The sequence below is a fragment of the Prevotella sp. P4-119 genome (assembly GCF_002251345.1).
In the GTDB taxonomy this organism is placed as follows: Bacteria; Bacteroidota; Bacteroidia; order Bacteroidales; family Bacteroidaceae; genus Prevotella.
Window position 1 is genome coordinate 85,184 of record NZ_NPJB01000084.1, and the last position, 14,221, is coordinate 99,404.

A 14,221-nucleotide genomic window follows, 5' to 3' on the forward strand; every position below is an offset into this window, starting at 1 on the left:
AGGTGTAGTTATTGACGGTAGAGAATCAGTGCCGACTGACCATCGATGGTAGTTTTACCACCGCTGACGGGCATGCCGATGCCTGCTTCACTAATCACTCCATTGCAGCAAGCCACGCGGTATTCACCTTCGGGAATATCGACAGTCTTGGTGTCGCGGTTGCCGTTTAGCACCACGATGATGTCTTTCCAGGTGTCAATGCCTTCCAGATCTTTCAACTGGAATGCAATGAGACAGTCCGAGGCGGTTAGGAATTGCAGATGGCGCACCACCCTTTCAGCCTTAGCGAAGGCGGAAAGCAGGATGATTCTTACGCAGTTGTATTAGGTTGCGATAGTATTCAAACACCTGAGGATACTGCTTCAGGTTGTCCCAGTTGAACTCAATGATGCTGTCTGACGATGGCACCACGCTGACCATTGACACCTACGGCCTTGGCAAAAGTGCCGGGACACTCGCCGCGACCGATGTCGAAAGTGTAGAACTTGCCGTTGAGGTCGCCTTTCACTGTGGCTTCCCAGCGGTCGGTGCCTACGGCGCGCATCTTCACAGTCTTGATGGGCTTGCCACCCTGACCGTTCTGATAGATACGCACTTTGGGCATAGCAGGTGCGTTGAGGTGGAATACGGTCTGTGTTTTATCATAGACCATCTCGTTGAAACGTCCCTGTGCATGGACCACCGGTGTGATTAGTGTGACCATCAGTGCAGATAGAATATATTTTCCATTCATATTGATTGCTTCAATAGGGGATTATTTAGCCATCAGCGAAATAGCAAAACCACCGCCACGTGCCTCTTTGATCTTCAGCACATCGCCACGTTTCACAGTCTTTTGGATAATCTGATAGGCTTTGGGATTACGCTCATAGTCTGCGTCTTTACCATCCTGATAGATGGCGCAATCGTACTTACGACCCTTATCGAGGAAGTCCAGACGTACTACGGCGGTGCGTGCTTCGGCATCGGTCTTACCGCCAACAAACCAGTTGTCGGTGCCTTTGGCCTTGCGGGCTACGGTAATATACTTGGCAGGCTCTGCCTCAAGATACTTAGAGTCGTCCCAGTCGCAAGCTACGTCGCGGATAAACTGGAAGGCATCATCGTATTTCTCGTAGTGTTCGGGCAGGTCGGCTGCCATTTGCAATGGACTGTACATCACGAGATAGAGTGAGAGCTGACCGCAAAGGGTGGTGTGTACGAAACTTGTGTTACTGCTCCATTCAGAGAGTTTGGTTTCGAAAATACCGGGAGTGTAGTCCATCGGACCGCCTTGCAAACGGGTGAAGGGCAGCATCACAGTATGGTAGGGCACACTACCGCCGAAGGCTTCATACTCGGTGCCGCGTGCGCTCTCGTTGCCTACAAGGTTAGGCCATGTGCGGCAGATACCTGTAGGACGTGTGGCTTCATGGGCATTGACCATGATATGATGCTTGGCAGCAGTCTCTATCACACGCTGGTAGTGGTTGTTGGTGAGTTGGCTGTAGTGGTATTCGCCACGTGGGATGATGTCGCCCACATAACCGGTTTTCACTGCATCATAACCATATTTGTTCATCAACTCAAAGGCTTTCTCCATGTGGCGCTCGTAGTTGAGAGTGGAAGCTGAGGTCTCGTGGTGCATCATCAATTTCACGCCTTTCGAGTGAGCATACTCGTTGAGGGCCTTGATGTCGAAGTCGGGATATGGAGTGACAAAGTCAAAGACATCCAATTTCTGATGGCCGAACCAGTCCTCCCAGCCTTCGTTCCATCCTTCCACAAGTACTTCCTGAAGTCCGTTCTTGGCTGCAAAGTCGATATAGCGCTTCACTTCTTCGTTTGTAGCACCGTGTGTACCGTTGGGCTTACACTTCTTATAGTCCGTTTGACCTAAGCGTACCGATGGAAGATCGTTGGTATAGCTCCATGTTTTAGTACCCACAATCATGTTCCACCATACTCCGCAGTATTTTGTGGGGTGAATCCATGAGGTGTCTTCTATCTTGCAAGGCTCGTTGAGGTTGAGCGTCAGCTTGCATGACAGCATGTCGCGGGCATCGTCGCTGACGAGGATGGTGCGCCACGGTGTGTTGAATGGAGTGTGGATGAATCCTTTGCGACCTACAGCATCAGGGGTGAGCCATGATTCAAAGACGAGGTTTTTATCGTCCAGATTCAGGTGCATCGTGGGATAATCAAGGCATGCTGCTTCGTGGATGTTGATATACAGACCGTCGGCAGTCTTCAGTTGGAGCGATGTCTGAACACCGGTGTCCGAGAATACTGTGGTCGATGAATTGTTCTTATAGCTTTCGCGATTCTTGGCAATGACCTCGCGAATGCCGGTAAGTGGAGTAATCTGGTATTCATACTCCTGTGTGTCGTAGTCGCCAGGAATCCAGTAAGCAGTGTGGTTGCCCGTCATGGCAAACTGAGTGTGCTCTTCTTCTATCACAAAATAGTTGAGCTGATTCTGTTGGGGAAACTCATAACGCAGTCCCATGCCGTAGTCATAGACACGGAAACGAATGGTCATGTCGCGATCAGATGTGGGCTGGTTGAGGCATACCGCCATTTCGTTGTAGTGGTTGCGGATAGTGGCTGTCTCTCCCCAAACGGGGCGCCATGTCTCGTCGAAAGTAGAGGTTTGGGTGTCCTTCACTTTGAAACCTTCCATGAGGTCGGTTTCGTTCATACCTTTCGACGCATGTTTGTCGCAGGCAAGAGCCAGTCCAAGGTGTGAGGGATTAATCACTTTCTTGCCTTTATACGACATCTCATAGGTCGGTTGACCTTGTTCTGTCAGCGAGAAGGTCAGTGTGACATTGCCATTGGGTGATGTCACAGTCTGCGCAGCTACCATCATGGGCAGCAGCGCAAGTACAGTCATTATTGTTTTCAGCATGTGGATAGTTATTTTATGAATATTGTCTCTCGGTTGTGATGAGGAGCTTTACGACCTGCCAGTCTGTCGGATAAGGGTGCTGATGGTGTCGGTCAGCTTGCTGTCGGCCATCAAATCCTCAATGTTGAGATGCATGCGGTAGCGCCAATAGTGTTTCGGATTGGCTGGAATATTGATGCGCTCGGCATCGGCATCGGGTAGGCGGAGACGTTCATCCATAGCCAACCAGTCCTGAATGCTTAGGATGCAGAGCATGGACGGGCATGCCAAATGACGTGCGATGATGTCTTCTGCCAACCATCCGGGGAGTGGATGGGGAGCAACGCCGTTGCGATAGAGCATCGTGTTGTAGTAGTCTTGAGTGCGGTTGTAATCTTCGTCCCACCACTGGCGAAGGGTCGGCATGTCGTGACTTGATATGGTGCAGACCGAACGGTAGGGATTGCTGCTGAGATGACCAAAGCGCACTGTGGGCGACTTGGGCATGCTTTGCAGTTCCAGACTGAGTATCTTCAACTCGTTCATCACCCAGGGCACGCAGTCGGGCACCATACCCAAATCTTCTGCGCATACCAACATGCGGGTGGCTTGTACCAACTTAGGAAGTTTCTTCATTGCCTCGCGATACCAGAACTGGTTGTTGCGGCGATAGAAGTAGTCGTTGTAGAGTCGGTTGAAAGCCGCCTTATCGTTGTCGTAGAGCGATTCATAGATGAAGTCGAGCTGGGCGGAAATGCGTGGATGGAACATGTTGGGATCGCGGCGGTCGCGAACAAAGAGTACGTCGCTTACTAAGGCATATAGTCCATCGCGCAACCATAGGTCTTCCTGACAGGTTGTCTTTGCAAAGCGTGCTTCTATCTTGCGCTGTGTATCTACCTCAGCTTTCATGCGGTAACGCTCGCCATCGATGCGTTCGAGATAGGTTTGGCGCACTTCATCAGCACGCTCGTGGAAGATTCGGTCCAATACCCAGTCGGTAATGAAAGGTTCGGTGAAGCGTTGCTCTTGGAAGTTGAAACCATACTGTGCTATCTCTTCGCGGCTCATGGCCTGCGAAGGAGAAAACTGTCCGAGAAGTCCGTGAACGCTGTCGGTGGGGATTTCCCAAATGCGGAAGAATCCTAAGACGTGGTCAATACGGTAGGCATCGAAGAACTGTGACATATTTTGGAAACGACGAACCCACCATTGGCAGTCGTCTTTCAGCATTTCATCCCAGTTGTAGGTAGGGAATCCCCAGTTTTGACCGTTCACCGAGAAGTCGTCGGGTGGTGCACCGGCCTGTCCGTTGAGGTTGAAATATTTGGGTTCCATCCATACATCGCAACTGTAACGGTTGACACCGATGGGGATATCGCCCTTGAGAATGACACCTTTCTGCTTGGCATAGTCGTGCGTTGCTTTCATCTGTGATGACAAAACGAACTGCACGAAATAGTAGAAGGCTACCTCCTCGTAGGCTTTAGTGCGAGAGTTTGATAAGTTTTGGCGGTCATCCTCATTCCATGTGTTGTGGTCTTTCCATTGAGTAAAGTCGGCTGTACCATACTTATCTCTCAGATATGAATACTGAGCGTATGGTATGAGCCAATTCTGAGTCTCCTGGAAGAATGCCTTAAAATCGGCACTCTTCATCGTCTTTTTACCTTCTTGAAGATAGAGTTTCTGCAAATATGCTAATTTAAATCTGTTTACTGCTTCGTAATCAATCTGTGGCAAAGCGTTCAAACGCTGGCGCTCTGCCTCGGAAGACTTGCGATCTGCCTCATCTGCCAATGCGGGTAAAGCGCGAAGATCGGCATACTGAGGATGGATGGCAAAGATGCTGATGCAACTATAGGGATAGGAGTCGGTCCAGGTGTGCGTAATGGTTGTGTCGTTGATGGGCAACAACTGCAATACGCGCTGACCAGTCTTGACTACCAAGTCTATCATCATCTTCAAATCGCCGAAATCACCAACACCCGCACTGCTCTTGCTTCTCAGCGAGAATACGGGTACCAATGTGCCTGCCAGTTTGTGATTGTAAATCTCGAAAAATGCCTGATCGAGATGATATACCACTACTTGGCCCTTCGACATGGTGGGCAGACTGATGCTACGGTTGTAGCCACATTCCCATAGTTGGATGCTGCCTGAAGCGTCGATGATGACGAACTTCAGTTCTACAGGACCGTTGTGCAAGGGTGCTGCATCAATGTCAATTGCCCATTCACCATAGTTATGGAGGGTCATGGGGAGTGACTTCTCAGGATTCCAACCGCCCAATGAGGGAGCAGAACCTATTACTGCCAATCGCTCGCCATTGCGCAACTGTGGCGCACGAACGGTGATCCGCACTGTTTGGGCGAAAGAGGTAGCCTTCATCTGTTGAGGCTCCTGGTGGTTGATGCAGTCTGTAAAGGCGCTACTGTATAGATATGAGTCATCGGGCATACTGTTCCATCGGTCGTAGATGGTATATTCAGTAGCCGTGGTGCTGGTCATGTCCAACAGGTGTCTTACCATCTGCCATTCGTAACGGTCGCCGTTGCTGCCGCCAGACACCTTATAATAATAGGTGAGGGTAGTGGCTTTGCTCTGTGCTAAATCGCAGTACCAATCTGTGCCGTTGATGGTTGTCATGCGGTACGACTTCACCTCATGGCCTTCTATGATGTTCAGTGATACTTCTTCGCCGAAGTTTGTATTGTATTCAATATGGAAATGTAGAGTCATATTTATATGAGTTATTGGGTTTCTCGGTGCGAAAGTAAGAAAAAAAACTGTACCTTCTGGTGCTCCAATCAAACTATTTTTATCTTAAGACGTGCAAACGTTTGCATTACTTACGCTCCCTTTTTGTCTATCAAAGACACAAAAACGGCACCACGTCTTGTCGCTGAGACTACCAACTATCGGTTGTACGAGGATTCCCATCAATGGTGGGAGAATCCAGAATTAACTCAAATCGTGGGGGCTGCTCCTAAAGTGGCAAAAATACGCGAGATATTTGCGCTTTGCAGGGCGTAGGCAATCTGTACGCCGAAGAATCCAAAACTCAAATTCCAGAGTTTCCAGAATGAAAGATCAGGTTTTTGTGTCATTGTTATTATTGTTTTTTTTATTGTTTAACGTATGAATGAATGTTTTGTGTCGTATGGTATCATGTTGCTTGCCGTATATTATAATATGCTATGTTAGCGTGTCGTACCTCTGATAACCAGTCGGGTACGAACTACACGCAGTTCTACTTCGTCCTTGGGAATACTGCCTTCCACTTGTCCTATTAGAATGTTGGCAGCCTCTTCGCCTACGGCAATACCGCGCTGCTCTACTGTTGTCAGCATTGGATCGCTGGCTCTGGCACGGTCACTATTGGTAAATCCGCAGATACTGATGTCAGTAGGAATGCGGAATCCCATGTGCTTGGCGGTATAGAGTATGCCGATAGCCGTGTCATCGTTGATGGCAAAGAATGCATCGGGTCTTTCGCCTTCTGGTAATGATAGAATTTCTGGTGTAATAGCCTCGGCTTGTGCGCGGTTGTCACATAGTTTAACGAAGCCTTCATGTTCTTTCAAACCATGTTTTGCCAAGGCATCGTGATAGCCGTTATAGCGGTTCTTCGATAGTTCGAGATTCATGGGAGAACCATAGAAAGCAATGCGTTTGCAGCCGGTATCTATCAGATGGGTCACGGCTGTATATGCTCCCATATAGTCATCTACCACAACTCGCGAACCATTCACACCTGTACAGATGCGGTCGTAAAATACCAAAGGTACACCATTGTCCATCAGTTTGCGGAAATGGTCATATTGCTTGGTGTCCTTGGCTTGTGACACAATGATGCCACACACCTTATTCTTATAGAAGGAGTCGCAGATAGCCACTTCCTTATCATAGCGCTCGTTGCTTTGTGCCACCATCACACGATAGCCGCGTGCACGTGCTTCTTCCTCAATGCCCGAAAGTACTGACATGAAATAGTAATGCACAAACTCAGGAACAATTACTCCTATCACCTTCATGGGCTGTATCCTACTGTGACGCAGGGCTTCACCAATGACATTAGGATAGAAGTTGCGCTCCTTTGCGTAGGCTTGGATGCGTTTCTTTTGCGATGCGCTAATGCGTGGACTGTCCTTCAAGGCACGGCTCACGGTAGCTACGGAAACGCCCAATTCGCGGGCGATATCCTTCATTGTTATAGGTATTTTATCACTCATGGTTTTCAGTTGTTGGCACAAAAGTACTTATTATTTTTGAAAACAAAGGTGATTTTTGACGTAAATCAATAAAATCAGATGCAAACGTTAGCATTAAAAAAACATCGGATTTGACCTGAAATACTTTTGCCAAACATCTGAAACTCCTTGTCAAAACATGATCTGCAAATACCGATCAGTTTCATTTCTATGCGATATTTATTGCTTTTGATGGAGAAACAGCAGCACCACACAGATTCGCTTACGGCCATGTTGTGGTCGAAGTGTGGTCGAAATCCCATGATTTGAGCATTCGACCACACCGTAAGATCCTAACAGATAGGATATTGCAAATATCTGTGGTCGTGTGGTCGAAATTTCTTAAAAACTAAATTAACTATGTGCGAGAGTATAGTTGCATATTCGTCATGACTTCTCATCACTAAACCGATGGCAACTGGGTGTTCGATGTTCTTTTAGGTACTCACGTTCAAAAATACTCAAATAAATTTGGCATTTTCTTCACTTAATCGTACCTTTGGTCTTACAGACCTTAGGTACTCACGTTCAAAAATGCTCAAATAAATTTGGCATTTTCTTCACTTAATCGTACCTTTGGTCTTACAGACCTTAGGTACTCACGTTCGAGAATCCAAAAGAAAAAACGAGTTTTCTTTTGTATTCTTCTCACTTAATCGTACCTTTGTAATCAAATAAACGTACTACAATGAGCACAGTACCACAGCAATGGAATCAGTTTTATCTGAAAGACGTATCGTTTGTCAACCTCATGACACGACGCATCTTCAATGTACTTATAGTTGCCAACCCCTATGACGCCTTTATGTTGGAGGACGATGGCAGAGTGGATGAGAAACTCTTCGACGAGTATATGGAACTCGGCATGCGCTATCCACCATCGTTCAGTCAGGTGTCAACCACCGAAGAGGCAGAGCAAGTGCTTAAAACTACCGATGTCGATCTGGTGATATGTATGCCAGGTAATGCCGACAACGATGCCTTTGCTGTGGCGCGTGACGTGAAACGCATGGCACCACAGATTCCCTGTGTGGTGCTGACACCATTCTCACACGGTATCACCAAACGTATAGAAAACGAGGATATGTCTATCTTCGACTATGTGTTCTGCTGGTTGGGAAACACCAACCTCATACTCTCTATCATCAAACTGATAGAAGACCGGATGAATATCGAGCACGATATCAACGAGGCTGGCGTGCAGATGATACTCCTCGTAGAGGACAATATACGTTTCTACTCTTCTGTATTGCCCAACCTCTACAACTATATTCTGGCACAGAGCAAGCGCTTTTCTACCGAAGCGCTCAATCCACATGCTGCAGCACAGCGCAAACGAGGACGCCCCAAAGTGGTGCTTGCCACCAACTACGAGGATGCGATGCGCATCTATGAGAAGTATCATGAAAATACCTTGGGCGTCATCAGCGATACCCGATTCCCCATGCATACCCCACACGGACAGTTGGCACAGGTGCAGGATGGCGATGCTGAGGCTGGACTGAAACTGTTGCGCGAGATACGCAAGCGCGATGAATATGTGCCACTCATTCTGCAAAGTAGCGAAAGCGAAAACCGCGCAAAGGCAGAAGCCGAGGGCTTTGACTTCATCGACAAGAACAGTAAGAAGATGAATGTTGACCTGCGACAGGTGATAGAAGAACACATGGGATTCGGCGACTTCATCTTCCGCGATCCGCAAACCCATGAAGAGGTGTGTCGTGTGCGATCGCTGAAGGAACTGCAAGACAATATCTTCAAGATTCCCAACGACTCGATGCTCTACCATATATCGCGCAACCACATGAGCCGCTGGCTCTGTGCAAGAGCCATCTTCCCCGTATCGGCATTCCTCAAACATGTCACCTGGCACAAGCTACAGGATGTCGATGCCCACAGACAGATTATCTTCGATGCCATCGTGCAGTATCGACACATGAAGAATATCGGCGTGGTGGCAGTATTCGACCGTCTGAAATTTGACACCTACAGCCACTTTGCACGCATTGGAGAAGGATCGCTCGGAGGAAAAGGCCGTGGCCTGGCATTCCTTGACAACATCATCAAGCGCCATCCCGAACTCAACCAGTATCCTAATGCGCGAGTCATGATACCGAAGACCGTTGTGCTCTGCACCGACTACTTCGACCAGTTTATGGATAAGAACAATCTCTGGGGCATAGCCCTCAGCGATGCCAGCGATGACGAGATACTCCATCACTTCCTCAAAGCACAGTTGCCCGATGCACTCATTGCCGACTTCTTCACCTTCTTCGATGCGGTCAAGTCGCCAATCGCTGTGCGCTCGTCATCGCTGCTGGAGGACTCCCATTATCAGCCCTTTGCCGGTATCTACAGCACCTATATGATCCCTTATCTCGACGATAAGTATGAGATGCTCCGTATGTTGGCATGTGCTATCAAAGGCGTGTATGCATCGGTCTATTATAAAGATTCGAAAGCCTATATGACGGCTACTTCCAATGTGATCGACCAAGAGAAAATGGCTGTCATACTACAGGAAGTGGTGGGCAAGACCTATGGCGATAAATACTATCCGACCTTTAGCGGTGTGCTCCGATCACTCAACTATTACCCGATAGGCGATGAGACTGCCGAGGAAGGTATTGCTTCCCTCGCCCTTGGGCTCGGTAAATATATTGTTGATGGAGGGCAGACGCTGCGCGTTTCGCCCTATCATCCCAATCAGGTGTTGCAAACCTCAGAGATGGAAACGGCACTCCGTGAGACCCAGACACGCTTCTATGCACTCGATATGAGTAGGGTGGGCGATGATTTCCAAGTGGATGATGGCTTCAATATCAAGAATCTGAGAGTGAAAGAAGCCGATAAGGATGGGGCGCTCACCGGTATTGCTTCCACCTTTGATCCCTACGATCAAGTGATTCGCGACGGTATCTACGAAGGTGGGCGAAAGATTATTTCCTTCTGTGGCGTACTCCAACACGGGGTGTTCCCACTGCCAGAAATATTGCAGATGTCGGAGCGCTTCGGTGCCGACGAAATGCGCCGCCCGGTGGAAATAGAGTTTGCTTGCAATCTGGAGAATGGCGAACAAGGCAAGATGAACGGCAATTTCTATCTGTTGCAGATACGACCTATTGTCGATTCCAAGCAGGTGCTCGATGCCGACCTCGATGTCATCAGCGATGAGAAATGCTTGTTGCGATCTGCCAACTCGTTGGGACACGGTATTTCGGAAGATGTCACCGATGTGGTATATGTCAAGACCAACGATGATTTTACGGCTTCAGAAAATCCGTATATCGCCGACGAGATAGAACAAATCAACAGACGATTCCTCAACGAGGGACGCAACTACGTACTGGTAGGACCGGGACGATGGGGATCAAGCGACTATTGGTTGGGCATTCCCGTCAAGTGGCCACACATCTCTGCAGCACGCGTTATCGTGGAAGAGGGACTCAAAAACTATCATGTCGATCCCTCGCAAGGCACTCACTTCTTTCAGAATCTCACCTCCTTTGGCGTGGGTTACTTCACCATCAATACCTATACGGGTGATGGCCTATTTCAGAAAGAGGTGCTCGACAGTATGCCTGCTGTGGAAGAGACACCACATGTGCGCCATGTGCGCTTCGACAAGCCGTTGAAGATCATGATGGATGGCAAGAAGCAGAAGGGTGTTGTACTTCTGCCCGATGCCGAACAGTAAACGGAAATAGGCTGTGGGAAGGGGTGACCGACTTTACTGTCCGCCCAAACGCGAGAAGTATTCTATCACCTCTTCCCATGTCTTGAAGGTGTCGCTGCCGTATTCCAATAGCGTGGCCATGGTGTCGGGAGTTTTCTCGCGAGCTATCAGATAGTCGCCATAGAGCAGATGGCGCTGGTTGGTAAATACGGTGTGACCCCAGGCAGGAACACCCACATACTGCGTCAGCCAGTCGGTAGTGACGGCATACTCGGCAGCATCGCTACTGGGCGATGGTGCTACGAAATACACCTGATAGTGCTCAATGAGCATGCGGATAGCTTTTGCCATCGAACTCGTTGGCTTGTTGTAACTGTCGGCAAGAGTCTCAGCACCTATATATATAATAGGTCGTTCGCGTTGCTCCTGGCTGTCGTCAATCCAACGGATGACCGGCAGCACGGAGTGCATAAACGATTTGTCGTTCATGCGGTGCTCACCATGGAAATGCAATGCCTGGCGATAGTGATCATGGAAGTCGGCATAACCATCTACGGTTGTGTCTTCATCGCCAAACAGTCCATAGACCAGCGATTGCTCATCGTCGGTCACTCCCTCAAAACAGTGTTCACAGAAGTCTTTATACTCTTTAGCCAATGCCTTGGTCACGATAAACTCCTGCACTCCGTCCTGTCGGGGGTTCTGAAAAGTCTGTGCCCCGATCATGCCATGACTCTTCATCGTGTCGCCCATCTGTAGGGCAGGGTTTACACAGATGCGAGCATAGCCATAGAGGCGCTCGGCATACATGCCACCCATCGATGTGCCGATAATCAGATGAGGCTGTTCCTTCTGGCAGATGTCCTGTAGCAAGGCGATGGCTTCATCGGGATGCAAAGGCAGATCGGGTGCAATCACATGGGCGTTGGGCATCACTTCGCGAAGGCGTGCCACAGTGCCCGACTGTCCGCTTGAAGCAAAGCCATGAACATAGAGTACGGTCTTTCCCGACATCAGTTCGGGATATTGTTGTATGTAAGGATTTTCCATTGAAGTGAAATTTTTTGCAAAGTTACTGATTATTTGCGAAATATTTCGTAACTTTGAACCCAAATATGACTAATAAATCGTAACATGAGAAAAGTATTTCTACTATTGATGACATGGGTGGCTGCTATGACCGTTTCTGCTCAGCCCCTGCGCAACCCTATCATTCCAGGTTATCATCCTGACCCAAGTATCTGTCGTGTCAATAGCGACTTCTATCTCGTCAACTCTTCATTTCAATATTTTCCAGGTGTACCCATCTTCCATTCCACTGATTTGGTCAATTGGAAGCAGATTGGCAATGTGCTCGACCGTTCCTCACAACTGAATCTGAAGGGTGCGTCGTCATGGTTGGGCATCTATGCACCTACCATTCGCTACCATGAAGGTGTGTATTATATGATCACCACCAATGTGGGTAATGGCGGCAACTTCATGGTAACAGCCAAAGATCCAAAGGGGCCATGGAGCGAACCGATATGGCTTGAGCAGCAAGGCATCGATCCATCGCTGTGGTTTGAAGATGGCAAATGCTATATGATGTCTAATCCCGACAATACCATCATGCTCTGTGAGATAGACCCTGCAACAGGCAAACAACTCACCGAGAGCCGTCCACTGTGGCAAGGCACTGGTGGACGCTATCCCGAAGGACCGCACATCTATAAGAAAGATGGCTATTACTACCTGCTCATCTCTGAGGGTGGCACCGAATTGGCACACCGTCTGACCATAGCACGCAGCAAAGATATCTATGGTCCCTACGAGTCGAATCCCGCCAATCCGATTCTCACCAACTGCAACATGAAGGGACAGACGATGCAAATACAAGGCACCGGACATGGCGATTTCGTTCAGGCTGCCGACGGAAGTTGGTGGATTACCTTCTTGGCATACCGCAATTTTGGCGGTTCATACCATCATCTGGGCAGGGAAACCTATCTTGCACCCGTTGAATGGAAGGAGGGTGAATGGCCTGTGGTCAATGGTGGTAACCCTATCGATACACTCATGCAGGTGCCGGCGCTCTTTGGCACACTTGCCGACAGCGTGAAGAGTCAGCATGACATCAATCCCAAAGACCCACAATGGGTGTATATCCAGAATCCCATCGCCGACAACTATCGCTTTGCCAAAGGTGGTGTCACACTGAAAGCGTCAGCCAGTACGCTGACGGAGAACAGTCAGCCGACATTCATCGGACGCCGACAGGAAAGCAACACCATGATTATGGAGACCGAGATTGATGTGGCTTCGCTGGATAAAGGATGTGAGGCTGGCATCACGGTCTATCAGATCCATGACGGACACTTCGACCTTGCACTCGTCAAAGACGACAAGGGTGGGGTGGAAATACAAGCTGCCTATACCATCAAGACATTCCATCAGGCGCAGAAGGCAATGCTGGCAAAAGCCAAGAAGGTGCGTTTGCGTATCAATGCCGTTGCCGACCACTATGTGTTTGAATATGCTGCCGACGGTGCACCGTTCACAACGATGTCCCGTCAGGCCTGTTCGTTGGTCAGCACCGAAGTGGTGGGTGGCTTCACCGGAGTTGTCGTTGGCATGTATGCCCAAGGCAAAGGCGCTGCCCGTTTCAATTATTTCGACTATATAGAAAACTAATCATCAACAAATATATTCACTAAACACGTAACACGATGAAGAAGTACTTAGCAGAAATGGTAGGCACATTCGTGCTGACCTTCTTAGGCTGCGGTGCAGCAGTAAGTTTGAATTGTGGTGTCGATACGGCATCAGTAGTGGGAACGGCTATGGCTTTCGGTATCTCGGTCATTGCCATGGCATATACCATCGGCGGCATTTCCGGTTGCCACATCAATCCTGCTATTACGCTGGGTGTATTCCTCAGTGGACGCATGAATGGCAAGGATGCCGGCATGTATATGGTGTTTCAGACCATTGGAGCCATCATAGCTGCTGCAGTACTATCGCTCCTGGTATGGACCGACCCCAGTTTGGTGGAAGGTACGGCAACTGGCGCAAACGCATGTGCTTCCAATAATGTGTTCAACGGATTGTTGGCAGAGGTGTTGCTCACCTTCCTTTTCGTCCTCGTGGTGTTGGGTGCTACCAGCAAGACCAATGGTGCTACCAACAATTTTGCAGGTCTTGCCATCGGTTTGTCGCTCATCCTCATCCATCTCGTAGGTATTCACTATACCGGAACATCGGTGAATCCCGCTCGTTCCATCGGTCCTGCCCTCTTCCAAGGCGGTCAGGCATTGAGCCAACTCTGGGTTTTCATCGTCGGTCCGTTTGCCGGTGGCGCATTGGCAGCAGGGGTGTGGAAGATGATTGCACCAGATGGAAAATAAGTATATCGGCTCTGTAGCAACAGAAACAGTTTGATGC

At 48.9% G+C, this 14,221-nt stretch carries 10 protein-coding genes and 1 pseudogene; 3 read left to right on the forward strand and 8 right to left on the reverse strand.

From position 1 onward, the window contains the following. Positions 1 to 8: 8 nt before the first annotated feature. The 7 genes and pseudogenes from CIK89_RS09800 to CIK89_RS09825 all read right to left on the reverse strand — a co-directional run bounded on the left by CIK89_RS09800 (position 9) and on the right by CIK89_RS09825 (position 7,104). The gene (locus tag CIK89_RS09800) at positions 9 to 269 is read right to left on the reverse strand and encodes a hypothetical protein (protein WP_144007397.1); all 261 of its coding nucleotides are present in this window, start codon (positions 267 to 269) and stop codon (positions 9 to 11) included. Positions 270 to 282: 13 nt separating this feature from the next. After that, complete coding sequence (locus CIK89_RS13605) at positions 283 to 420, reverse strand: hypothetical protein (RefSeq protein ID WP_158214627.1); 138 nt, start codon at positions 418 to 420, stop codon at positions 283 to 285. Beyond that, complete coding sequence (locus tag CIK89_RS09805; RefSeq protein WP_094391180.1) at positions 383 to 733, reverse strand: hypothetical protein; 351 nt, start codon at positions 731 to 733, stop codon at positions 383 to 385. The genes CIK89_RS13605 and CIK89_RS09805 overlap by 38 nt, the downstream gene beginning before the upstream one ends. A 21-nt stretch (positions 734 to 754) precedes the next feature. Further along, the gene (locus CIK89_RS09810) at positions 755 to 2,890 is read right to left on the reverse strand and encodes a glycoside hydrolase family 97 protein (RefSeq protein WP_094391181.1); all 2,136 of its coding nucleotides are present in this window, start codon (positions 2,888 to 2,890) and stop codon (positions 755 to 757) included. A gap of 48 nt (positions 2,891 to 2,938) precedes the next feature. Continuing rightward, the gene (locus CIK89_RS09815; RefSeq protein WP_094391182.1) at positions 2,939 to 5,611 is read right to left on the reverse strand and encodes a 4-alpha-glucanotransferase; all 2,673 of its coding nucleotides are present in this window, start codon (positions 5,609 to 5,611) and stop codon (positions 2,939 to 2,941) included. 141 nt (positions 5,612 to 5,752) lie between these two features. Further along, positions 5,753 to 5,979 (reverse strand): annotated as a pseudogene (locus CIK89_RS09820) (MFS transporter); the annotation flags it as partial. A gap of 93 nt (positions 5,980 to 6,072) precedes the next feature. Further along, positions 6,073 to 7,104: a LacI family DNA-binding transcriptional regulator gene (locus tag CIK89_RS09825; RefSeq protein WP_094391183.1), complete on the reverse strand. Its 1,032-nt coding sequence runs from the start codon at positions 7,102 to 7,104 to the stop codon at positions 6,073 to 6,075. Positions 7,105 to 7,810: 706 nt separating this feature from the next. On the opposite strand from CIK89_RS09825, the gene CIK89_RS09835 reads away from it, so the two are divergent. Then, the gene (locus tag CIK89_RS09835) at positions 7,811 to 10,819 is read left to right on the forward strand and encodes a PEP/pyruvate-binding domain-containing protein (RefSeq protein WP_094391185.1); all 3,009 of its coding nucleotides are present in this window, start codon (positions 7,811 to 7,813) and stop codon (positions 10,817 to 10,819) included. Positions 10,820 to 10,852: 33 nt separating this feature from the next. Here CIK89_RS09835 and CIK89_RS09840 read toward each other — a convergent pair whose 3' ends face one another. Further along, a complete protein-coding gene (locus CIK89_RS09840; protein WP_094391186.1) occupies positions 10,853 to 11,848 on the reverse strand; it encodes a YqiA/YcfP family alpha/beta fold hydrolase in 996 nt (331 codons plus the stop codon). An 84-nt stretch (positions 11,849 to 11,932) separates the two neighbouring features. Between CIK89_RS09840 and CIK89_RS09845 the strand changes: the two genes are divergently transcribed. Both CIK89_RS09845 and CIK89_RS09850 read left to right on the forward strand, forming a co-directional pair. Beyond that, positions 11,933 to 13,471, forward strand: a complete 1,539-nt coding sequence (locus CIK89_RS09845) for a glycoside hydrolase family 43 protein (protein ID WP_094391187.1) — start codon at positions 11,933 to 11,935, stop codon at positions 13,469 to 13,471. 35 nt (positions 13,472 to 13,506) lie between these two features. Continuing rightward, complete coding sequence (locus CIK89_RS09850; RefSeq protein ID WP_094391188.1) at positions 13,507 to 14,184, forward strand: MIP/aquaporin family protein; 678 nt, start codon at positions 13,507 to 13,509, stop codon at positions 14,182 to 14,184. Positions 14,185 to 14,221 lie beyond the last annotated feature (37 nt).